This is a genomic window from Microbulbifer celer, from assembly GCF_020991125.1.
GTDB lineage: Bacteria > Pseudomonadota > Gammaproteobacteria > Pseudomonadales > Cellvibrionaceae > Microbulbifer > Microbulbifer celer.
In genome coordinates this window covers 514557-537472 of the sequence record NZ_CP087715.1, presented here as the reverse complement: position 1 = coordinate 537472, position 22916 = coordinate 514557, and the positions used below count along the sequence as shown (strand labels likewise).

Annotated in this window: 22 protein-coding genes; 13 read left to right on the top strand and 9 right to left on the bottom strand. The window is 57.6% G+C overall.

Annotation, left to right across the window (positions count from 1 at the left end; all coding sequences use genetic code 11):
• The first annotated feature begins 179 nt into the window (after positions 1-179).
• From LPW13_RS02075 to LPW13_RS02065, 3 genes are all read left to right on the top strand, one after another.
• Positions 180-734 carry a hypothetical protein gene (locus tag LPW13_RS02075; RefSeq protein ID WP_230437794.1) on the top strand — a complete coding sequence of 185 codons (555 nt, stop codon included), beginning with the start codon at positions 180-182 and terminating at the stop codon, positions 732-734.
• Positions 735-814: 80 nt separating this feature from the next.
• Positions 815-3298, top strand: a complete 2484-nt coding sequence (locus tag LPW13_RS02070) for a TcfC E-set like domain-containing protein (RefSeq protein WP_230437793.1) — start codon at positions 815-817, stop codon at positions 3296-3298.
• A gap of 6 nt (positions 3299-3304) precedes the next feature.
• Complete coding sequence (locus tag LPW13_RS02065) at positions 3305-4372, top strand: hypothetical protein (RefSeq protein WP_230437792.1); 1068 nt, start codon at positions 3305-3307, stop codon at positions 4370-4372.
• A gap of 20 nt (positions 4373-4392) precedes the next feature.
• Here the strand turns inward: LPW13_RS02065 and LPW13_RS02060 are convergent, their stop codons facing one another.
• From LPW13_RS02060 to fliD, 8 genes are all read right to left on the bottom strand, one after another.
• A complete protein-coding gene (locus LPW13_RS02060) occupies positions 4393-5079 on the bottom strand; it encodes a fimbrial biogenesis chaperone (protein WP_452308205.1) in 687 nt (228 codons plus the stop codon).
• Positions 5080-5734: 655 nt separating this feature from the next.
• Positions 5735-6301 carry a flagellar transcriptional regulator FlhC gene (flhC, locus tag LPW13_RS02055; RefSeq protein WP_230437790.1) on the bottom strand — a complete coding sequence of 189 codons (567 nt, stop codon included), beginning with the start codon at positions 6299-6301 and terminating at the stop codon, positions 5735-5737.
• Between the two features lie 9 nt (positions 6302-6310).
• The gene (gene flhD, locus LPW13_RS02050; protein ID WP_230437789.1) at positions 6311-6613 is read right to left on the bottom strand and encodes a flagellar transcriptional regulator FlhD; all 303 of its coding nucleotides are present in this window, start codon (positions 6611-6613) and stop codon (positions 6311-6313) included.
• Positions 6614-7162: 549 nt separating this feature from the next.
• Positions 7163-7426: an EscU/YscU/HrcU family type III secretion system export apparatus switch protein gene (locus LPW13_RS02045; protein ID WP_230437788.1), complete on the bottom strand. Its 264-nt coding sequence runs from the start codon at positions 7424-7426 to the stop codon at positions 7163-7165.
• Complete coding sequence (locus tag LPW13_RS02040; RefSeq protein ID WP_230437787.1) at positions 7423-8280, bottom strand: hypothetical protein; 858 nt, start codon at positions 8278-8280, stop codon at positions 7423-7425. The genes LPW13_RS02045 and LPW13_RS02040 overlap by 4 nt, the downstream gene beginning before the upstream one ends.
• Positions 8281-8333: 53 nt before the next feature.
• Positions 8334-8720 (bottom strand): flagellar protein FliT, encoded by a 387-nt coding sequence (locus LPW13_RS02035; RefSeq protein ID WP_230437786.1) that lies wholly within the window; start codon positions 8718-8720, stop codon positions 8334-8336.
• Positions 8717-9133 carry a flagellar export chaperone FliS gene (gene fliS / locus LPW13_RS02030; protein ID WP_230437785.1) on the bottom strand — a complete coding sequence of 139 codons (417 nt, stop codon included), beginning with the start codon at positions 9131-9133 and terminating at the stop codon, positions 8717-8719. Before fliS ends, LPW13_RS02035 begins: the two co-directional genes overlap by 4 nt.
• 17 nt (positions 9134-9150) lie before the next feature.
• Positions 9151-10503 carry a flagellar filament capping protein FliD gene (gene fliD / locus LPW13_RS02025; protein WP_230437784.1) on the bottom strand — a complete coding sequence of 451 codons (1353 nt, stop codon included), beginning with the start codon at positions 10501-10503 and terminating at the stop codon, positions 9151-9153.
• 233 nt (positions 10504-10736) lie between these two features.
• On the opposite strand from fliD, the gene LPW13_RS02020 reads away from it, so the two are divergent.
• The 3 genes from LPW13_RS02020 (at position 10737) to LPW13_RS02010 (ending at position 15550) form a co-directional block, all read left to right on the top strand.
• Entirely contained in the window at positions 10737-11891 is a 1155-nt protein-coding gene (locus LPW13_RS02020) for a FliC/FljB family flagellin (protein ID WP_230437783.1), read from the top strand.
• A 187-nt stretch (positions 11892-12078) separates the two neighbouring features.
• Entirely contained in the window at positions 12079-14988 is a 2910-nt protein-coding gene (locus tag LPW13_RS02015) for an O-linked N-acetylglucosamine transferase, SPINDLY family protein (RefSeq protein WP_230437782.1), read from the top strand.
• Between the two features lie 40 nt (positions 14989-15028).
• Positions 15029-15550, top strand: a complete 522-nt coding sequence (locus LPW13_RS02010) for an acyltransferase (RefSeq protein WP_230437781.1) — start codon at positions 15029-15031, stop codon at positions 15548-15550.
• 90 nt (positions 15551-15640) lie between these two features.
• On the opposite strand, the gene fliE is transcribed toward LPW13_RS02010, so the two are convergent.
• Complete coding sequence (gene fliE / locus LPW13_RS02005) at positions 15641-15970, bottom strand: flagellar hook-basal body complex protein FliE (RefSeq protein ID WP_230437780.1); 330 nt, start codon at positions 15968-15970, stop codon at positions 15641-15643.
• Between fliE and LPW13_RS02000 the strand changes: the two genes are divergently transcribed.
• The 7 genes from LPW13_RS02000 (at position 15969) to LPW13_RS01970 (ending at position 22680) form a co-directional block, all read left to right on the top strand.
• A complete protein-coding gene (locus tag LPW13_RS02000; protein WP_230437779.1) occupies positions 15969-16151 on the top strand; it encodes a hypothetical protein in 183 nt (60 codons plus the stop codon). The two genes, fliE and LPW13_RS02000, sit on opposite strands and share 2 nt — an antisense overlap.
• Positions 16152-16214: 63 nt before the next feature.
• A complete protein-coding gene (gene fliF, locus LPW13_RS01995) occupies positions 16215-17942 on the top strand; it encodes a flagellar basal-body MS-ring/collar protein FliF (protein WP_230437778.1) in 1728 nt (575 codons plus the stop codon).
• Positions 17935-18969 carry a flagellar motor switch protein FliG gene (gene fliG / locus LPW13_RS01990; protein ID WP_230437777.1) on the top strand — a complete coding sequence of 345 codons (1035 nt, stop codon included), beginning with the start codon at positions 17935-17937 and terminating at the stop codon, positions 18967-18969. The genes fliF and fliG overlap by 8 nt, the downstream gene beginning before the upstream one ends.
• Positions 18962-19633 carry a flagellar assembly protein FliH gene (locus tag LPW13_RS01985; RefSeq protein WP_230437776.1) on the top strand — a complete coding sequence of 224 codons (672 nt, stop codon included), beginning with the start codon at positions 18962-18964 and terminating at the stop codon, positions 19631-19633. The genes fliG and LPW13_RS01985 overlap by 8 nt, the downstream gene beginning before the upstream one ends.
• Before the next feature lie 73 nt (positions 19634-19706).
• Positions 19707-21029, top strand: coding sequence for a flagellar protein export ATPase FliI (fliI, locus tag LPW13_RS01980; RefSeq protein WP_230439135.1), 1323 nt, complete (start codon positions 19707-19709; stop codon positions 21027-21029).
• A complete protein-coding gene (gene fliJ, locus LPW13_RS01975) occupies positions 21029-21493 on the top strand; it encodes a flagellar export protein FliJ (RefSeq protein WP_230437775.1) in 465 nt (154 codons plus the stop codon). The genes fliI and fliJ overlap by 1 nt, the downstream gene beginning before the upstream one ends.
• A 20-nt stretch (positions 21494-21513) precedes the next feature.
• Positions 21514-22680, top strand: a complete 1167-nt coding sequence (locus LPW13_RS01970; protein WP_230437774.1) for a flagellar hook-length control protein FliK — start codon at positions 21514-21516, stop codon at positions 22678-22680.
• The last annotated feature ends 236 nt before the right edge of the window (positions 22681-22916 follow it).

The window sequence follows — 22916 nt, the reverse complement described above, 5'->3', positions numbered from 1 at the left end:
ATTCTCTAATATAAAGTTATTTGTAAATTTCCGTGACTCAATTCACATAATATGTATCATCGCCTCCAAGTCGACAGAACTGGAGGGAAATCCACCAATTCGTGGTAGCCGACGCCATAGGCTCGCTCAAAGTACGAGCATCCCCATAAAACAACACTTCGGGATTCAGGGATATCACTATGAAAAAATATGCACTTCGCTCTCTACTGGCCATTGCCACTGCGGCCGCGACTTTTGGCGCAACTGCAGCTCAAAACCCCGATGCTGCAACAGCGAATGATTCTTCAGGTAACTTTATTATCACGATGAATCTGGCGCCTTACATCATCGTCAACCAGTTTGACGATCTCGAGCTGACCGTCGATCCAGCCAACGGCGCCAGCGGTAAGGAAGACATCTGCGTCGGCGGCTATGGCTTCCCTGATTACAGCATTGCTTTCAGCAGCGGCAATGGCACCCCCGAAATGCCATTTGCCCTGAAAGGCGCCACCGACTCCGTACCCTACGCGGTCCAGTTCGCCAACAACATCACCGATGAGACCGGTGCCGATGTACTCGATGACGGCACCCTGGGCGCCGACATCCGCCACAATCGCAATGCAACCGTCAGCGACTGCCTGACCGACGGCGAAGAAAATGCGAGCATATTCATCGCTGTTGACGCCGATGACTGGCAGAACACCAGCGAGCAATCCTTTTCAGACACGCTGACCGTTACTGTTAGCGCCATCTGACCCTTCAGCCCGCGACTGTGCTCAGGTCGCGGGCAACGGTATCTCTCCTCACAATAATGAAGCGCGCAATAGCAATAGGATTGCTGACACCGACCTTGCTCGCACCAGGAGTTGCCCGTGCAGCCGCGACGGCTTTCACTCTAGAGACCGGTACTCCCGCCGGTTTTGAAGACCTCTCGGAAGCCCGCCACCTCGTGGTGGACGTGTACTACGGTGGCCGTATGGCAGGCACGGCAACGGCCATGGTAGATCCCGCCTATGTCGAGTTCGAGATGCCGCGGGCATTGCTTCCGCTGCTGCCGCACACGCTCGCACCAGAGAGGGTTCACACCGCACTTTCCCGGCCACTCCCCCGTAACACGCGCAAAGTCTGCCGCTCGGCCAGCCAGTCCGGCTGCGGATACCTGTCTCCAGGGGAATACGAAGACGTAGGCGTGATCTTTGATGAATCCCGCTTCCGCGTTGACCTGTTTCTGGCGCCCGACTTGCTACCGAAGCAGTCCTCAATCTCCGATCCCTTTCTTCCAGAATCCAGCACCGGGTTTTCATTCATCCAGAACCTTTCCGGCACCTGGTCGGGCGTGCGCAGCGAAACGGGAGATGACGCACACAGTGCAGCATTACTTGGCAATACCCTTGTAAGCAATGGGGAACATGGCCTACACAGCCAATGGGCGGTTACTGATGACCGCTCACAAGTTTATCAGCTGTACTGGAATCACGATTACCGTGGCCAAGCCTGGTCCGCGGGGCTGATCTATCCGGAAAATAATATCGGCGGTTTTGCGCTTTCCCCTCAGCTTTATGGGCTCGAATATCGCAGCTCCACCAACAGCCGCACCGATCAGCGCTACACCCAGGGCGCTCCGCTGGAGGTAAATATGCCGGTGCGTGGGCGCGTGGAAGTGCGGCGGGACGAGCGTTTGGTTCACTCGCAATTGCTAGAAGCGGGCAATCAGCTCCTCGATACATCAACCATGCCCAGTGGCGGATATGAGGTAGAGATTCTTACCTTTGATGAGAACGGGCGGCCACTCGGAAAATATCGCCAGTTCTTCGCCAAAGACGCCCGCCTGCCAGCGCCGGGAGAGTGGCGCTGGGCAATTCAGGCGGGAAAACCGGTTGGCACTCGCGATGGAGAGACATTGCCGGAGGCGCTGGATGACTATATGGCGCAGATAGGCGTCGCGCGACGTCTGTATGACAACGCAAGTCTGTTCAGCAATTTCGCCACAGCGGGCGATGAGCAACTGCTGGAGCTGGGCAGCCGTTGGGTGGGCACACACCTGGAGTTTGCACCGAGCCTGGTCCATACCCGCGACGGGCGCAACGGTTACCGCATAACGGCACTGGCCCGAATTTCAGATATTACGTTAAGCGCCTCTGAAGCCCGACTCGACGCACCAACGGAAAATACTGTTGAAGATTTCTCCCTGCTCGGTTCGGGTTACCGCCAGAGAAACATCGCCCTTAGCGGGAATGCGCTGGGTTGGCGCTATGCTTTGCGACATACCGAGAGAGACAACCAGTTTTACGTGTTGCCAGGGGAGTACTTGCCAAACTTGCAAACCAGTGCCGCTCAGAAGTTATCAACACTGGAGGTTCGCCGCAGTATTTTTCGCAACGCTCACTGGCTTGGAGATTTTACCCTGACGCACAATATCGCGGACGGTGAACACCTTACTCTTGCCAGCTTCGAGTTCCGCTTTAATGGGCATCAGCGCAGCCACAGCGCCAGAATACAGAGTGGACATGGAACCGGCGCTGCCGGTACGCGCGCAGCATTCACCACCAATTGGCACAACGACCCGTCGAGTACGCTGCGCGTAGACCAGCAGCTCTCCGGAGAAGTCAATGATTTCGGGACCTACCTGGGCGGCCAGCTCAGGCTTTCCGGAAGACGAGGGCGCGCGAGCACAACCGTAGCCTATCGCGACGGCGATGACTTCAGGTCCGTCAACTATCTGGGTAATTTCAACACCAGCATCCTGAGCGCTGAAAACACTTTCGCCTGGGGAGGTGATACCGCGCTGGACAGTGCCGTGGTTGTGGGTATCGATGGCGGCAAAGCACAACCCTTTGAAATTCTGGTAGATGGTGTACGGCGCGGTACCGCTGTTGCCGGTGAGCGTTCGGTAGTACACCTGCCAGCGTTTGGCAGCTACGATCTCACGCTGAAACCTTTGGCTGATGGCTTCTTCGACTACCGCGAGTCACAACAGACCGTCACGCTTTACCCTGGAAATGTGGCCACTACCACCTATGCCGTTGAAAGCATTGTGCTGGTGCTCGGGCGTCTGGTGAAAGACGGTGTTCCACTGGCTGAAACCCGTATCTCTATTGGGGAGCACAGTACAGTGACCGATGAATTCGGGGTGTTTCAGATGGAGATGCCGGTAAAACCCGGCAGGCTGCAATCTCCACCCGTAATCTGGGGCAATTGCAGAATACCTTTGCCCACGCAGAGCGCCGGCGAACACTGGCTTAATCTGGGCGTAGTCGAACTTGACTCCCAAAAGTGTGCCGCGGAGTCAGACAACTACGCTGCCAGACCAGGAGGGTGATCTGATATGTCACTGTTTCGCCTCATCTTATCTGTGACGTTACTGGTTCTGCTGCCTATTTCCGAGGCCTCAGCACAACGCAGTTACTCCGGCAACACCCTCGGATGTGTACCTGGCGTGCCGGATGTAAACAGCCAGGATCTGAATGCAGACCGCGGGCTGGGCGTGTGTGACGAAAAGAATGTTCACTCGCTCCAGTTTGAACCCGGCAGCCAGGATCTCGGCAGCATCGATTTTTTTATCCGTAGTTGCTGGTCCTGGTATTACACTAACCCCTGCCAAATCGATCGATACGGCCGATACAGTGTCGAAGTCGATGGGCCGACTGAGAATGGCTACCTCTATCTGACTGGTAGCAGCGGCGACACCTTGAAGGTCACCCTTGAATTTGTGCACCCAGCCCGACCTGCGGAGACACTCACCCCCGGCCAGGAAACCGACACACTTTATCCCGGTGTCAGGGATTACCTCGCCGGCCCCGTATCGCTTCGCGTGTCTCTCGCTCCGGGAGAAAGCCTGGTCTCCGATAGCTACAGTGGCAACTTCGATCTTTATGTGTATCAGTGCGAATGGTGGGACTACCAACCGCTGTGCAAGAATGCACCCGGCGACGATGGTGCGCCGGCGCTGCTCGCGCAACCGGTCCGTTTTCAGGTGGGCTTGAACCCGGACACCCTGATCAAGATCAGCGGCCTGGAAGACATGGAGCTCGACGGCAGCGGTACTGGCGACATTTCCGCGGAGCAAACATTCTGTGTGTTCACTACGGATAGTGCTGAGTTCAATATCCGCGGTGACAGCCAGAATGGCGACAACGCGTTCTGGCTGCGCGGGGAAACCATCACGGACGACATCATCCCCTATTCCGTCCAGGTCGAGCATCTCGGGAGCGCCCGCAGACCAAGGAACCTCAGGGAAGGGGAAGTTGCGCGTAAGTGGCCAGGTGCCAATCAGGAGAATTGCGGAGGTCAGGAAAATATGAAGATTCAGATAGAAGTTCAGCGCAGCGAAATGGGCGATCCGCGGGATGCCCGCTACCAGGATATTCTCACTCTGACGGTAGCGACGGAGTAACCGGGCAGATTAACTGTTTGTTAGAGAGGGATCTCGATGGTTTCCATTTCCCGACCTCGTGCCCGCAACCGAAGAACACCGCCGGAAAGGTCATCTGCCCACTCATCTTCTATCAGCAAACGTGCTTCCGCGTATATGCGGCCTCGCGTAGTCATGGGCCTACATTCCTGCGCCCGGCAATATTCCATCTCAACCACTTCAACATTGATATTACCCCGATTGGCCAATGACAGTTGTGCTCCCTGCCGCTCCAGAGACAGTTGGTAATCGCCATCCTGAGGCTGAACGAAGATCAAAACCTGGTAAGCCACCAGAATTTTCAGCGCATTTTTCTCCGACTTCAGCTCACCGACGACAGGCTTGAAGGTAACGCGATACACCTGCTCTTTTTCAAGGTCTCGATCCAGTGACATCAACCTGAAACGTTTTTCAGCGCCCGCGGGAATCACTGCCCGGGAAGGGCTGATCAACAGCTTGAACTCATCGGGATTGACTACTCGGATGCGTTCCTCATTCGGTAACCCGGCATTTTCAACCCGATAGATCTCTGTTTGCAGATACAGGGTTTCCTGATCCGGATTGGACACAACAATATCTTCCCGGGAATTCGGCAGGTCATGGAGATAGACAATGATTTTGTCCAGAGACATGGCGGCCAGCGCGGGCTGAGCGAGAAGGCACAATAATACAGTCGCTATTCTTTTCATGGGTATGCAATAGATGAAGCGGCAAAGGCTACATTCTATCGCCCCATTTCCTCCGGGGCCACTCTGGGCATCACTCCGCCACAATGAAGACCAGCTTACCCACCCCGGTAGATGAAACAGGAACACAATACTTCCCGGGCTTACCCACTGAATGCGAATCAGCACTGGGAAGCTGGGTAATATCTCGAACGTAAAGGTGGTAGGGATGGGAGGGCATACGATGGAGACAGAGGTGGTCACTTTCACCAGCATCTCCAGACTGAAGCGAAACTCTGACAGGAAGGTTGAGCGTGATTCTGGCAGACGCTGAAGCTCTGGCGGTTGTTTCCGCTTCTCCAGACGTCTGTGGAAACACCAATACCAGCATTGTCCCGATCAGACTGAACCTAGCATACCTCATAGAGCGGCTTCCCCAGTTTTTACTGGCAGCCGGTTCTTCACCGGACAATATTACTGACTACTTCAGTATAGTCAGTGATGTATTGTCCGGTTAGCAAACCCGAACTGCTTCACGCCGATTTTCGGATTATTTACTCCTTTATCGACCGGGGAAGCGAGAACTTGAGGTTTGACGGGGAGCTCGTCAGGGCGCAGGACCTGCTGCGAAAAAGTGCGACACCTCAGTATTGCGGCAGGAGGCCAGACAGTAAACTGTCTACCCCAAGTGCTCTTTGACAGCCTCAGCTGACGTATTCTCTGCAGTGCGACGCTTGCGGGTTTTACCCGCGCGGGACGGCGGCTGGCAGATACCACATACGTAATTCTGGCTGGGCGTATGGGCGTGATTTACAAACTTTCCGTTGCAGCTCGTACAGGCAGAAAGCTCAAACAGACCGCTCTCAAAAAAGCGGACCAGCGTCCAGGCTCGGGTCAACCCCAGAACGGGCTCCTCTCCATCGGTGTCGGCCAACTCCATATACAGCCGATAAGCCTTGATAAACCCCTCCATGCGCTCGCAGCCCTGAGCTTCGGTAAGGCGTAAATAGATACCGTAAAAAAGGGATGCGTGGATATTGGGCAGCCAGGTGGTGAACCAGTCTGTGGAAAAAGGCAGCATGCCTTTGGGCGGCGACATTCCCCGGACTTCTTTGTACAGGCGAATCAATCTACCTCGACTCAGATCCGTTTCAGACTCTAGGACCTGCAGCCGCGCGTTCAATTCGATGAGTTCTATGGCAAGTTGGACCTGCTGCATTTCGTTCAGCAGACTTTTCTCAGACATAATCCGGTCTCAACTCGCCATCGACGTCATTAACAAAGCGGTGTGAATATGACCCAGATCTCCAGCCCGTTTATTGTTCATGAGCTGTTCCAACTGGCCAGCATCATCCAGGTTCAACCGAAACAGGAATTGATTGGAGCGCGCAAGCTTGGTTAACTGCTTGGCGGTGAGAGAAACCAGCACTTTGGCCAGGGGCTCGTCGAGTTTCAGCCGGAAAAGTGCGGTGGGGTAATCATCTTTCAGCAAACGCTGAGCCAGTAAAAGATAGCTGAGATTTATATCCTGAATCTCATTGACTGCATTGTCCATCATGGGACGCTGTACTCCTTCCTTCAGTTTTTCATGAGCTGCCGGAAATTATCCTGCTGCACACTTTATGTTCAGAAGCGAAGGGATTCCCCCGATTGCGTCCATTCACTTTGCGCCCGTTGATACCTCAACAGAAACAAAATTGCATCTCAACCACCATGCAATTTCTTCCTTCCCTGGAAAGCCTGTGCACGATCGCTCACCGACATTAGTCGTCAATCAACGGTCGTTGTCACATTCAGGAAGTTTCCACTTCAACCAAACGCTCTCGTCACAGGATGCTCGATAAAATGCTCTAAATACCCCAAGAGCATTTGCTGGTTACTTGAACAGTTATATATTCTGATGTTCAAGAACTGCCCTGAAAAATGAGCAAACCAACAAAAGTGAGACGCAGTTAACGCTGACTGCGTGACTCAGATCACCCTAAAGGTAAAAATTACCATAATTCGTGTGTTGTCGTATATTTATTTTTAAGTAAATACGAAAAAACAAGGAAAACGTGACTTTCATTCCAATTACGTCCACAAATAATAGGGCATTTTTCAGTTTTTACTCACCCATCGGGTTAGTGAGTGCTTGCGCCCATATTAAAATTTCTGCAATTACTGCATATAAATCTTCGGAAATACTTTCATCCAAATCCAACTGCATCAGTAACGTCATCAGTTCTGGAGCAGCGTGAACCGGCACCCCCTCTGACTGCGCCAGTGCGATGATCTGCTCGGCCTGCTTTCCGTAACCGCTGGCGACGCTAGATGAGGTGCTCCCAGCTTGATGACTCAGGTCTGCTGTCTGACGGAAGTCTTTTGTCATTCCACTTCCTCGATGGTCAGTAATATTTCTCCATCGACTTTTGTAGCCAGCCTCTGATGGAGATCCGCCGATGCGCTGGATACCAGCGCACTAACAGGCCCGACCGGAACACGCATGTGAACGCGCAGATTGTTACCGAGCACTTCGACAGTGACATCAATCCGCCCCTGTGGCCCGAGCTGTATACTGATATCTGTTTGTGAGCTTTCGGCTTCCTCTTCCTCCGTCCACCGCGTCTGTCGGTGCGTATCTTCGCCCTGCGCGGTGACCTTTGGCTGTATACACAATTCCGCGAAGAAACCAGGCCACACCTGCCCAGCCCAACACACTCGCTGGTGCGCCAGCATATTCAACTGCTGACCAGTGATATTCTGCAGAGACTCTCTGGCCTCTTCACTCTCCGCGAGCGCTTGTGGCCACAGACGTATCTGGGGCTCCCTTTCCAGTAACTGTTTTTCCCGCGTACCTGCAAACCAGCGCGCAACATGCGCCTCGTAAAACAATCCGCTGAACTCAACACTTTGACGCAAGCTGAGAGCAACAGACGACACATCTGCCGGACCAGCATGCAGGATCGGCGCAGAGGGGCGGATAGCCTCCGCATTGTTCTGCTGCCGCCCAAGCAGGTCAGACAATTGCCGCGCGACATCACTGAGCTGGATGCGCACTTGGGAAGCCGTACTCGACGAGAGTGGTACTCCAGCCTTCCCTTCCAGAAACGGTTTTTCATGCCCCCCACCAGGCACTGTGGCCTGGGCGTTCAGCCGCGAGTCGCTACGGACACGCGATATCGCCTGCGCGGGGACCAGCGGTTTGACTGCCGCGGGTTGCCGCTCTGGTGTGGCAGTATCCACACGCTTACCCAACACTTGGTGCAGGAGCGTATCCAGAAGCGGAGTAATTCCACTCACCGGTTGCCCGGATCCAACGAGACCAGCGTGCCGTATGCGCGCGACAGGTCACGCTTGCGCTGGCTGGTTCCGATCAACTCCTGCAACTCTCCCTGGCGCTCACGCAGGCGCTGGCGGATATCCAGGTCTAACTCCAGGATCTGTTCAAGCAAATCCGCTTTGCGGCGTATCTCGTTCTCATTCAGGTCCAACTGCGCCTCGGCCCGCGCGATGGCGTCCACTTCAATGGCGTAACAGGTCTGTTCCTCCACCAGGTTGAACCAGTCGTGTTCACGCACCCAGGCTTGCATGCGCGTGGAGCGCGCCAGCAGGTTGGCATAAGCCGCCAGCAGCCGTTCCGGTGTATTCAGTGGACTGTCATCGACGATGTGAAACTTCTTCATACTTGCGACTGCCCCGGGTCCACTTCCCGCCACGCGGAAGCCAGGTCCCCCAGCAGCCTGCGCGCCTCCTCCAGCGCGTCCTCGTCGTTGCGAAGATTGGCCTTCAGCAGCAGCCGCGCGATGTAGTCGTAAAGGGACCCCATCCGCTCCGCCAGGTCACCTCCACGCTCTCTGTCGAGTGCCGCCAGCAAACCATTGTTGACGATGTCCAGCGCCTTGGAAATCGCGCGGCCTTTCTCAGTGACATTACCGTCGCGCAGGTGAACCAGCGCGGTACCAATGGCCGTGTCCGCGCCCTGAAACAACAGCACGATCAAGCGGTGGGGGCTGGCGGAGAGTACGTCGCTCTCCAAGCCAACGCGAGCATAGCTGGCGGCGCCCCGCGGGCGACCGGCGACTCCTTTTGAGTACAAAACAGACCTCATTGTTGTTATTGCTCAAGCTGCGCAGACAGAGCATCAAATTGTTGCGTGAGATAAGTGCTGGTGGAATTCATCTGTGCAATCAGGCTGTCCAGCTGACTGAACTGGGTACGGTAGCGCTCGATGGTACTGGCGATCTGGGCCTCTACCCGCTCGTACCGCTGCTCCGTGGACTCGATGCTGGTCTCCAGGCCGCTGGTGGCATTCTCCAGTAGCCCCCCCTCCTCGGTCATCTGCCCGATCGCACTTTCAAAGCGGTCGGCAAATCCATCGGACTCGTCGACACCGGCAAAGAAATCGGTGAGCTCCCCGAGGCGATTGGCTACCAGGTCTTCGACTTTTTCTTCATCCAGTGTCAGGGTGCCATCAATTTCCAGCTTGAACCCGAGATCATCCAGAGAAGAGAATGCCTCGCTTTCCAGGGAACCTCCGACCAGGTTGCGCAGACTTGACTCAATACCGCGTACCGTCGAGTTCCCCTGCAAGACGCCGCCGACACCGGAATCGCTGTTAAATGCCGTCAGGTCGGAAAGCGATCCCTGGAAATCGTTATAGGCGTCGACAAATGCCTCGATTTTTTTCTCGATCCCGGCAGTATCCCGCGTGACTTCCAGGGTCGTTTCGCCGGTCTCGTCCAGGTCAAGGGTGACCCCCTGAATGGCACCTTCCACCCGGTTGCTCTGGGATTCGATAGTAATGCCGTTCACAGTCAGCTTCGCATTCTCCGCTGAGACGGCCGTGTCTCCATCCAGTACCAGTGCATCGCCAAAACTGCCGGCACCAAAGGTCACGGAGTCAATTTCGGCATCGGTGCCGGTCTGGGTCGAGGAGAGTACCAGGCGATGGGGTGTACCGCTGCCGTCATTCACAATCGAGGCAACAACCCCGCCATCTGCATCGTTGATCGCATCGCGAATATCTTCCAGGGAACTGTCCGCTTCGTCCACAGAGACGCTGATCGAATCACCGTTGCCCAGTGTGATGTCCACGCTTCCGGCGCCCAGCGATGCTTCTCTGTCGGGAACACCTAAGGTCGCTATACTGGAGCTTTTCGCCCGCTGCGTGACTGCGATGTCGTAGTTACCGACAGGGGTTTCCTCACTGGCGGTGAGACTCACGGCGTCGCCGCTCAGGCTGGTTTTTACACCAGCGAATGCGCCTGCATCACTGAGGGCCGCCGCAGCATCGCGCACCTTGTCCAGCGCATTCTCCAGCAACCCGAATGCCGAGATCTTGGTCTCGTAACTTTTCCGCTGCTGCGATATTGGTGTCAGCTTCGCATTTTCCGCCGACTCCAACTGATCCAGTAGACCGGTGAGATCCAGGCCGGATCCTATGCCAAGAGATGAAATGGTGGCCATCGTGCCCCCTTTAATTAGATACAAAGTTTTGTTCTGCCCCTGGGCGAACAAATTACCAGGAATACCCCCAAGATCGGCCATCACGGCCGCGACTTTAGGGGTTCCATAGACAAACTTTCCCAAGTTTTTTTTGCTGGATACCTAAAGTGCCGGGCCACACCGCCGAAAAATGGGGTAACGGCCAGCGCCGTTGTTATCTTCAACCAAACGGTGAGACACCAAAGGACAACTTCATGTCAGTAATCAACACCAACATTACGGCCATGATCGGCCAGCACAACCTGAGCAAATCCCAGAGCGCACTGCAGACCTCCATGGAGCGCCTGTCTTCCGGCCTGCGCATCAACAGCGCCGCCGACGACGCCGCCGGCCAGGCTATCGCCAACCGCATGAGCAGCCAGATCACCGGCCTTTCCCAGGCGCAGCGCAATGCCAACGATGGCATCTCTGTAGCCCAGACCGCGGAAGGCGCCCTGAACCAGGTGAACGACAACCTGCAGCGCATCCGTGAGCTGACCGTTCAGGCCCAGAACGACACCAACTCCCAGAGCGACCTGAACTCCATCCAGGACGAAATCAACCAACGTCTGGGCGAGATTGACCGCATCTCCGGCGAAACCAACTTCAACGGCGTTAAAGTGCTGGCAGAAGATCAGCCTTTCACCATCCAGGTCGGCGCCAACGATGGTGAGCAAATCACCATGGACCTGAAAGAGATCACCTCTGAAACCCTGGGTCTGGACACCTTTAACGTGAACAAGTCCCTGGCCGCCGCCGCTACCACTGGCGACAGCCTCACTGTCGGTGACACCACTTACACCATCGCCGCAGCTGGTGTTACCGGTGCCGACTCCACCACTCTGGATACTGCCGACATTTCCGAAGCATCTGATGTCAGCGGTACTCCGATTGCCGCCGGCACCAACAGCCTGGTAATGGGTGAAGATGGCTCCGCCTACGTGAAAAACGAAAACGCCGGTGTTGTGAGCTACTTTGAAGCAGAGCTGAGCGCAACTGCCGGTACCGCTGGTACTGCCCCCACCATCGAATTCACTGTTGCCGCAGACGCTGAAGCTGTCAGCCACATCACCGAAGACGCTACCCAAGTCGCCACCGACAGCCCGCTGGCCGCACTCGACTCCGCACTCGGCGACGTGGATTCCCTGCGCTCCGACCTCGGTGCAATCCAGAACCGATTCGAATCTGCGATCAACAACCTGAGCACCACCGAGACCAACCTGTCCGCGGCGCGCTCCCGTATCGAGGACGCGGACTACGCCGACGAAGTCTCCAACATGACCCGCGCACAGATCCTGCAGCAGGCCGGCACTTCCGTACTGGCCCAGGCCAACCAGCTGCCGCAGAACGTACTGTCACTGCTGGGTTAATCCCTACCGATTTTACCCCCGGGCACCATGCCCGACGTTTGGGCCTCTTTTAGAGGCCCTTTTTTATCGCTTTTACTTTTTTCTCTTCCCGCGAAAAGCCCGCAAATACCCCGCCTACTCTTCCCTTTACCTCAGACGTCCACTGTTAGCCTCACGATATCTTGCCAGCAGAACGCACGAGGCCAGCATGTCTGTCAAAGCTCGCAGCAACACACAATTTGCCCGCACCAGGCAGGCGTATCAGCGCGCCTGGGATAACCGGGATTTCTACAGCGCAGAGAAGCACGCCCGCAAACTGGTGAAAGGATTTCCGGAACAGGTATTTTCCTGGCGCGCTTTGGGCGCCAGTTTGATTGAGCTGAAGCAGCCGGAAAATGCGCTGGAAACACTGGCAGAGGCTGTTCGCATAGCCCCAGAAGACGCCCACATCGCTTACCTGCGTGCGACCGCCTACCGAGCGCTGAAACAGTGGGATGCCGCAGCAGAGGCAGCGACAACCGCCCTGCAGCTGGATCCGAAACACACTATGGCCTATGTTGAGTGCGCCCGTATTCAACAGGCCCAAGGCAATCTCGACAGCGCTCTGGACAGTATTGTCGCCGCGCGCAATCTGCAACCGGATCACGTTGCTGTTCTCACCCAGTCAATACATATTCACTCCTCGATGCGCAAGATGGCGGATGTGATCGATGACTGTGAACGCCTGCTGAGTGTGGAAAAACGGAGCCCGGAGCTTTACAACCTTGCCGCAGTAAAACACTGCGAAATGGGGATGCTCGACAAGGCCGCCGAATACTATCAACGGGCGCTGGCTTTGCGGCCGGATTACCTGGAGGCGTTTTCCAATCACATTTTTAACGCACATTACGATCCCAACCTGAGCGGCGAAGACATTGCCGCACTGATCGCACGCTGGCACAAAACGTTTTCCCCGAAGGCGCGACCACAGCGCCCGGATACCGGCCGCGATCCACAGCGTCCCCTGAACCTGGGCCTGTTATCTGCGGGCCTGCGCAACCATCCCGTGGGCCAGATGATCACCTCCGCATTGGAGCAATTGCCCGCGGAGCAGTTTCGCCTAATTGCCTACAGCACCAGCGATACCGAAGATCACATTACCCGCCGTCTGCAGCGCCTGTGTGCCGACTGGCACCGGATGTACGGGTGCACGGACGACGCTCTGAACGCGCGCCTGCGCGAAGACAGCATTGATATCCTGATCGACCTCAGCGGCCACACCGATGGCAACCGCCTGCGTCTGGTCGCGCGCGAGCCGGCACCACTGATTGTCAAGTGGGTGGGTGGACTGGTGAACACTACGGGCCTGGACGCTATCGATTACCTGATCAGCGACTCGGTGGAAACACCGCCAGGCTGCGATGACCAGTACTATGAAAAACTGATCCGCCTGCCGGACGACTATATTTGCTATCTGCCACCGGACTACGCCCCCGAGGTGGGGGACCTGCCGGCATTGCGCGAGGGCAACATCACTTTTGGCTGCCTGAACAACCCGGCCAAAATCAATGCACCTCTGATTGAAGAGTGGGCCAGGCTCCTCCAGGAAACAACCGGCAGCCAGCTGTTGCTGCGCAGTGGCCAATACAGTGACCCGGCGTTCTGTGAACGCATCTGGCAGCACTTTGAGGGAGCCGGTGTCGAACGTACACGGATATTGATCGAAGGCCCGGCAAAACACGACGAGTTCCTCGATACCTACAATCGTATCGATATCGCCCTGGATCCCTGGCCCTATTCCGGTGGCCTCACTACCTGTGAAGCACTGTTGATGGGTGTACCGGTCATCACTCTGCCCGGCCCCACCTTCGCCGGGCGCCACGCCGCCACCCACTTGGTAAATGCGGGGCTTCCGGAACTGGTAGTGGACAGCTGGGACGCGTACCGGGCGCGCGCGCGCGAACTGGTATCGGACCTCAACAGTCTCGCCACCATCCGCCAACACCTGCGGGAAATCCTCACAATCTCTCCAGTCTGTGACGCGCCCCGTTTCGCCGGCCATCTGGCTACCGCACTGCGCGCCATCTGGCAGCGCCACTGCACCAACGAAGCACCCGCAGCACTTGCTTTTGAAGAAGATGGCCGCGCAGTATTTGACGGACAGACAACACCGATTCCGGCTCTTGAATCTACCGGCCCAACCTTGCTGTCTGTCGCCCAGCAAGAAGCACGCAGCGGCTTTACATTTGATTTCAACGGAAAAGTTGTGATTCTGGATAACGGCGGGCGACTACTCGATGAACACATGGGTGAACGCCTGGCACAGCTGAGTGCATTTGAGTTACTGGTATTCGATCCGGCCAGCCGGCATCGCGAACTCGTGCAGACGGATGGCCTGCAGGTTTTTCCGAACACCAGTCTGGGTAACGGGAACCCGACCACTCTACACGCCTGCCTGGATCCAGCAATCAGCGCCCCCCTGCGCCCTCGGCAGGATACCCGAGGCCCCGGCCGAGTCCTCACCAAACTGCCCTTGCCCACTGTTGCCCTGGATAAAATAGAAGGCCTTCCCAGTCTCGACTGGTTAACCCTGGACCATCGCAGCGACACTACAGCCATTCTTATGGCGGGCAATAAAGCCCTGGCGTCCACCCTGTTACTGCAGATACGTGTACTCATTGCGCCGGTTTATGAAGGGCAACCAGAGTTCAGCGATATCATCGCCAAGGTGCAACAGCAGGGTTTCCAGCTCTACCGCATGGATCACCCCGAGCACGTGAGCCGTTTGCCCGCACCTCTCGCTGCGCAACACCCTGCAACCCAGCTGCATGCTATAGACCTATTATTTATTCCCACTGCAGAACGCCTAGTGACCCTTACCCCCAATCAGCGAGAAAAACTTGCATTTATCTTGCACACAATTTTTGGCTACCGGGATCTGGTGCACGAAATACTGCACCACGACAATAGTGAACGTGCAGAACTGTACCTACAGGAAACACAACATGACGGCGGACTTTGGCCGACCAACAGCCAAGCGCTCCACACCGAAATATCACCCATGGATCGACAACATTCCATCAGCGACGATATCGATCGCCTACTCGGAAACTCCGCACCAGCCAATACCTTACATTGACAGATAAATAACATGGCAAACTTTTGACGATGGAAACGCGATGAACCCAACCACCTCCACTTCACCCAATAAAGAAAGTACCTTTCTGCAGATTCTGCGCACCGCTTCGCGCGAGGACCTGGCATTGCTGACCAAGTTACTGATGCCACATATTGCGCAGCACGATCTGAGGCAACCCCGCGTATGGGGGGACAAGAGCCGACTACATCTGAATCAGGCAAATTTCGCCATCAACGACCTCCTGGTCAACACCCGTTCCGGTCATGTCACCATAGAGAGAGACTGCTTTTTCGGACATCGCTGCATGTTGCTGACAGGAACCCATGACTACCGCGAAACGGGCGCGAAGAGACTCAAAGCTGTACCGGACGCCGGACGGGATATTGTAGTCAAACGCGGTGTTTGGATGGGCTCTGGGGTTACCGTACTGGGCCCAGCAGTCATCGGGGAAAATGCAGTGATCGCGGCGGGAAGTGTGGTACGTGGTGACGTAGCAGCCAACACCATTGTAGCCGGAAACCCGGCGGCAGTCGTGAAAACTATAGATGGACAAACTCCCTGAGCGTCGCTATCTGTAGGGCGTTGCCCTGGCTCTGCTACAGAGATTCATTGTCATTCCCGGGCGTTCGCAAACGCCCGGAACAGCGCGATATCAAACCTGCATATTCATCACATCTTTATACGCATTGAGTAAACGGTTGCGCACCTGCACACCCATCTCAAACGCGACACTCGCTTTCTGCCCCGCAATCATTACCTCGTGCAGCGCCACGTCCGGATCACCGGACTGGAAGGCACGCGCCTTTGCTGCGCTCTCCCCCTGCAGGGCATTGATCCGCTCCAGGCTTTCACGCAGCGCCCCGCCGAAGCTCACGCCTACGGACAGGTCGGCAATGGCCGGTTTTCCCGATGCCTCACTGGCCATGCCCTGCATGCTGTTCAACAGATTCTGCATCGGTAGCGCGGTGGTCGGAGTGCTCATGCTTTGGTCTCTCGTTTTATCTGGTTTTCGCGTCATGTTATTCCGCAACGCAAAGGTAACAGCGCCGACTCCGCAACCAAGCGGGCAATTAGCGGGAAAAAAATGGGCTTTTCTTTCCTTTGTTATCGCGCCGACTGTCGATAATCAGCTCAAACTTACGACCGCCATCAATGCAGGATGAACGCGCAGTAATGCTATTCAGTACGCACCCGAAGCCGCTCGCCACCCGCGGGGTCACCCCACAATGAGCGGCAATAGACAGAGCACGACAACCACCTCGCAGTCGCGCAACCAACTGCCGGCACGCCTGCTGTCCAATCCGATGGTGCCACTGCTTATCGGCGGCGCTGCCGCGATCGCGTTGATCGCGGCAGTACTGCTGTGGTCGCAGGCTCCGCAGTACCGGGTACTCTTCAGCAATCTCAGCGAGGCAGATGGGGGGCGTATCATCAGCGAGCTGGAAAGCCGCGCGGTGCCCTATGAATTCAGCCAGGGCGGACGCACCCTGCTGGTTCCCCAGGACCAGGTATACCGCCTGCGCCTGCAACTTGCGGAGCAGGGGCTGCCCAGTGGCGGCAACACCGGCTTCGAAATCATGGACCGCCAGGCCTTTGGCGTCAGTCAGTTTGCCGAGCGGGTCAACTTCCAGCGCAGCCTGCAGGGCGAACTCGCCAGCTCAATCGAAGCGCTGGGCCCCGTGACTCGCGCGCGGGTGCATCTCTCCATGGCCAAGCCTTCGGTATTTATCCGCGAACGCGAACCGGCCAAGGCATCGGTCATCCTCACCCTGGCGGCGGGTCGCGTGCTCGGTGAGGGGCAGGCGAACGCCATCGTGCACCTGGTGTCGAGCAGCGTGCCGGATTTGAGCGCGGAGAATGTCACCCTGGTGGACCAGAACGGGCGCCTGCTATCGCAACCGGGCACTGCGGAGGATCGGCTCGATGGCACCCAGCTCGAGTATGTACAAACGCTGGAAAACAGTTACCGCGAGCGGATCGAACGCATTCTGGAACCGCTGGTGGGCCGCGACAATGTAAGAGTCCAGGTGACCGCACAGGTGGACTTCGACCGCCGCGAAGAAACCAGCGAGCGCTACGCCCCCAATCAGAACGGACAACCCGCTGCCATCCGTAGCCAGCAGCACAATACCGACTACAACGGCAATGTCGCGGAGATGGGCGGCATTCCCGGCGCCCTGACCAATACACCGCCGGGCAGCGCGCCCTCTCCCATCGAAATCACCGAAGCCACAGCTGGCGAAGAAGAAGACGGGGAAGACTCCACCGGCCGCGTGCGCCAGGAGCAACTGGTCAACTACGAAGTGGATCGCGAAATCACCCATATCCAACGCCAGCGCGGACGCGTTCAGCGCTTGTTTGCCGCGGTCGTGGTGAACCACCGCGAAGTGGCGGATGAAGAGGGCAACCTCAGTTACCAACCCCTGGGTGACGAGGAGCTGCAATATATCGAACAGCTGGTTCGCCAGACGATGGGATACACGGAAGCGCGTGGCGATGGCCTGGAAGTGGTCAACAGCCGATTTACGCCGGAAATGGAGCCACCGGTAGAAGAAGTTCAGTGGCACCAGGATCCATTCTGGCGCCAGTTGATGATGGCCGCGCTGCGCTATCTCGCCGCGGGAATCGTGCTGTTACTGATCTTCCGCTGGCTGGTGCGCCCGCTGCTGAATCGCTTTACCGAAGTGCGCGCGCAACTTCCGGCGCCGACGCCGGCAGCCGCGACACCGTCAACACAGCCGGCCGTTCCGGCGACAGTACCCGCACAGGGACAGGTACCCGTCGGGGAACCGCAGGAAGAAGAATACGCAGAAGAAGTGGAAGAGCCACCAAGACGTCGCCGCCGGCGCGCCTCGGTTTACGAACAGAACCTGCTGGACCTGCAGGAAATGGCAAAAGAAGACCCTGCCATGGTGGCGATGATCGTACGCAGCTGGATATCCCGCGATGACTAAACCCAACCATTTACAGAATGCCACGCAGAAACAGAAAGCCCTTTCCAGTATGCGCCGCAGTGCCATTTTGCTACTGGCTCTGGATGAAGACAGTGCGGCGGAAGTATTCAAGCACCTGAGTGCGCGGGAAGTGCAGGATATCAGCCAGGAAATGGCGTCCCTGCGCAGCGTTTCCCACGAGGAAATGCGCCAGGTACTGCACGATTTCCACGAAGAGTCCGAGGAGTATGGTGCACTCAACCTGTATTCCAGTGATCGTATTCGTGCGGTGCTGACCAAAGCCCTCGGTAATGAACGTGCATCCAGTCTGCTGGAAGATATTTTTGAAATCTCCAATACCGACTCGGGTATCGATGCCCTCAATATCATGGATGCCAATACCGTGGCGGAAATGATCCGCGACGAACACCCACAGATTATCGCCACCATTCTTGTACATCTGGAGCGTCGCCAGGCCGCCGCAGTGCTGGAATATTTCGATGACAAGCTGCGCGAAGATGTGGTGTTGCGTATCGCTACTTTCAGTGGCGTTCAGCCGGCAGCGCTGCAGGAACTCACTGAAGTGTTGACCAGTATGCTCGACGGCCAGAACCTCAAGCGCGCAAAAATGGGCGGCGCGCGCACCGCAGCAGAAATTCTCAACCTGATGAACTCTTCTGCCGAGGAAACAGTGATCGACCGCGTGCGAGAGCACAACGAAGACCTGGCGCAGAAGATCATTGATGAAATGTTCCTGTTCGAAAACCTTCTCGATCTCGACAATCGCGCCATTCAATTGTTGCTGAAAGAAGTGGAAAACAAACAGCTGGTCACTGCGCTCAAGGGCTGTGATCCCGCTCTGCTGGATAAATTCCTGCACAACATGTCCAGCCGCGCCGGCACTCTGCTGCAGGAAGAACTGGAAGCCAGCGGACCACTGCGGATGTCGCAGGTGGAGCGCGAACGCAAGGCCATCCTGCAGGTGGTGCGCCGCCTGGCGGACAGCGGGGAAATCGTGCTGAGTGGCGGAGATGAAGTGTATGTCTGAAGCCGTTTCCTGGCGTCGCTGGCAGCCCGAAGACCTGAGCGGAGAGCGCCAGCGGCGCGCAGCCAGCGAGTGCGCCAGCAAGTTCGAGAAACTGCGCGACCAGGCCCGCAGCGAAGGTTTACAACAAGGCTACGATGCGGGTTTTGCAGAGGGTTACGAGCGCGGCCTGGCCGAAGGGCGTGCAGCCGGCACCGCGGAAACCGATCGCCAGCGGCACGAACTGCTGTCCCCCCTGGCAACCCTGGCGAAGGATTTCAGCCACGCACTGAACACCGTGGACGACAGCATTGCTGAAGAAGTTACCGCACTGGCCCTCGCCGTCGGCCGCCGACTGGCCGACGAAGCACTGCAGGCACAACCGCAACAAGTGGCCACCCTGGTGCGCCGCCTGCTGCGCGAGGCGCCCACCTTCAACGGCAGCGAGCGCGCCCGCCTGTGGCTGAATCCCGAGGACCTGCCGCTGGTAAAACAGGAACTGGAGACCGAACTGGCAAGCGCCGGCTGGGACCTGGACCAGGACCCGCAGCTCGCCCGCGGCGGCTGCCGTATTACCACCGCCACTGGTGAAATCGATGCGAGTCGCGATACCCGTTGGCAAGCGTTGATGGCCCGCATACACCCGACCTGCGGGCGTGTGCTGGCAGGAGAAAATGCCGGTGACTGACGCGCTTGCGCAACAGCAAAAAGATCACCATACAAAGCACTGGCGCGCGGCGCTCGGTGACGCCGGCGCACGTATTCTGGAAACCCCGCATTTCCGCACCAGTGGCAAGATCGTGCGCGCAACCGGCCTAGTACTGGAAGCGGTCGGACTGAAAATCCCCCTTGGCAGTGGTTGCCGCATTGAACTCTCCCCGCCGGGGGCGGATGCCCCGGTATTTGCCGAAGCCGAAGTGGTGGGATTTACCGGTGAGCGTCTGTACCTGATGCCGTTGGAGGAACTCAGCGGACTGACTCCCGGTGCCCGGGTATTCCCACTTGGCGGCAGCGGCGCACGCCGCTTTCCCCTCGGAGAACAATTGCTCGGACGCGTGGTAGACGGCAGTGGCCGACCGCTTGATGACGGGCCGGCACTCGACCCGGTAGATAGCGGCAGTCTCTCCGCCACCCCATTCAACCCGCTCAACCGCACCCCGATCCGCGAACAGATCGACGTGGGTATCCGCGCGATCAACAGTCTGCTGAGCGTCGGCCGCGGCCAGCGCCTGGGGCTGTTTGCCGGCTCCGGCGTGGGTAAATCCGTGTTGCTGGGCATGATGGCGCGCTACACCAGCGCCGATGTGATCGTAGTGGGGCTGATTGGCGAACGCGGCCGCGAGGTAAAAGATTTTATCGACAATATTCTCGGCGAAGAGGGGCGACGCCGCGCCGCCGTAGTTGCCGCGCCAGCAGATACTTCCGCACTGCAGCGATTGCAGGGCGCCGCTTATGCAACCCGTATTGCGGAGAATTTTCGCGATGCGGGAAAAAGCGTGCTGTTGATTATGGACTCACTCACCCGCTACGCCATGGCGCAGCGGGAAATTGCCCTGGCAATTGGCGAGCCGCCCGCTACCAAGGGCTACCCACCCTCGGTATTTGCCCGATTGCCGGTGCTGGTAGAACGCGCCGGTAACGGTGAGAACGGCGGTTCGATTACCGCGTTTTATACCGTGCTCACCGAAGGCGACGACCAGCAGGACCCCATCGCTGACGCAGCGCGGGCAATTCTCGATGGACACATTGTGCTGTCGCGCTCACTGGCGGAATCCGGTCACTACCCGGCCATTGATATCGAAGCGTCTATCAGCCGGGCGATGAATGCCATTGTGGATAACCCGCAGCAGCAGCGTGCGCGCCGCCTCAAACAACTGTTCTCACGTTACCAGCGCAACCGCGACCTGATCAGTGTCGGCGCCTACAGCCCCGGGCACGATCCGCAGCTGGACCTGGCGGTACAGCAGTACCCGATGATCGAGCGTTTTCTACAGCAGGGCATCGAAGAGCGCGCCGACATCGCCGCCACCGCGGCACAGCTGCATGCGCTGATGCCGGATCACCTGATTGCGGGAGGCGGCTGATGAACCACACTAACCCGCTGGATACGCTGATCGAACAAAGCCGCAAAGCGCGTGACAACGCCGGGCGCGCGCTCGCCAGCGAGCGCCAGTCCCGCGAACAGACCGCGGGACAACTGGAAACCCTGCAGCGCTACCGCAGCGAGTATTGCGAGCGCCTGCAGCAGGCAATGCGCCAGGGCATTGATGCGGCCACCCTGGACGATTACAACCGTTTTATCCGCTCATTGGAAACCGCCATCCAGCGCGCCCGCGATGTGCTCTCACAACAGCAGGAACGGGTGGAAAGCAGTAGTGCCCACTGGCGGCAGCGGCAGCGCGAACTTTCCTCTTTCAGCGCGCTGGAAAGCCGGCGCACACAACAGGAACAGCAGCGCGAGCAACGCCGTGAACGCCTGCTCGCCGATGAGATGACCCAGAATCTGCTCGCCCGCCGCCCGGCCGCGGACGAGTACAACCCAAGTTAAGTATTTCAGGAATCCGGTGAATGGACATATCCACCCTGCTCAAAATGACCCCGGTACAGTCTGGAACTGGCAAGACCCCATCGGCCGAGGGTAGCAGCGAATCCGCGCAGCGATTCGACGACGCCCTGCGCGCAAAACTGACGGCCGCCACAGATGCCAGCCAGGGTACAGCAGCCGCTTCCCAATCTGCACTGCCGCCGCTGGCGATGCTGGCGGGCCTCCATATTCCGGGCGGGGTATCCGCCGCTCCTGACAGCACCGGTACACTGGCCGATGGGCTGGCTAACACCGAGCTGGAAGCAACGCCAGGGGAACAGGCAGACCTGACGCCGGTACTGCCGCAGCGCACAGATATGACGACCGCGGCAACCTCAGTAACAAATACCACAGCCTCTGAGGCCGCGCTCATATCCGGCACACCGGCCGCAGCCGCCGTGCCACTGACGCAAAGCCATACTCAGGGCAACCGCCAGACAGCCGGTAGCGAGCTCGTTGCCAGCGATAAGCTATCCACAGAAATCAGCGCACTGATAACTGACACCAATGCGCAGCGCAAAAATGCAGCCACGCAGGCCACGGCGATGACCGGCACAGTGTCGGTGGAAACAGCGGTGTCCACTAGCACCGCCACCGCAGCCGTCAATACACTGGACAGTGCAGCCGCAGCAACCGCCAGCGCCAGTAATCCCATATCATCGACGACGGCGCCGGTAACCCCCGCCGCTACCCAGTCCCCGGCCACTGCATCACTGGCATCAGTCACCGGCAGTGCCGCCTGGGGTGAAGAGTTCAGCCAGCACCTGATTGGCATGGCGCACCGCGGAGACAAGCAGGTGGACCTGCACCTGCATCCGCGCGAACTCGGCTCTCTTTCGGTGAGCCTGAGCCTGGACGATCAGGGTGCGCGCGCGCAGTTTATCTCTGCCAATGCCACAGTACGCAGTGCCGTCGAACAGGCGCTGCCACAATTGCGGGAAGCACTGGCGCAACAGGGCCTCACGCTGGGCGAAACGTCCGTGGGTGACCAGCACCAGCCGTCGTCCGATCAACACTCCAGGCACGCACCCGGCGCCGGTATCGCGGGCCGCACCAGTGATACCGATACTGTCGAGACCGCAGCAGAGCCCACCGCGGCCGATGGAACGGACCGTCTACTGCGCCCGCGCGGAGTCGATCTTTACGCGTAATCCAAACCACTCGGTAACTTGTGTCAGACAGACAACCTCACGCACAGCAGACTGGTGAAGTTTTTTTTCAACAGTCTGCTAAACACCGAGATAGACACAAATCCTCGCCCTTTTCTCGCCTTCATCCTCGTGTTGTAGCGGCATACTCCCCGCAAGCAATGGCAACTCCAGTTCCCGTGTCGTATTGCGACAGTGGAGTTCCGTAAAGCAATAGGCCACAACACTCACAGACACAA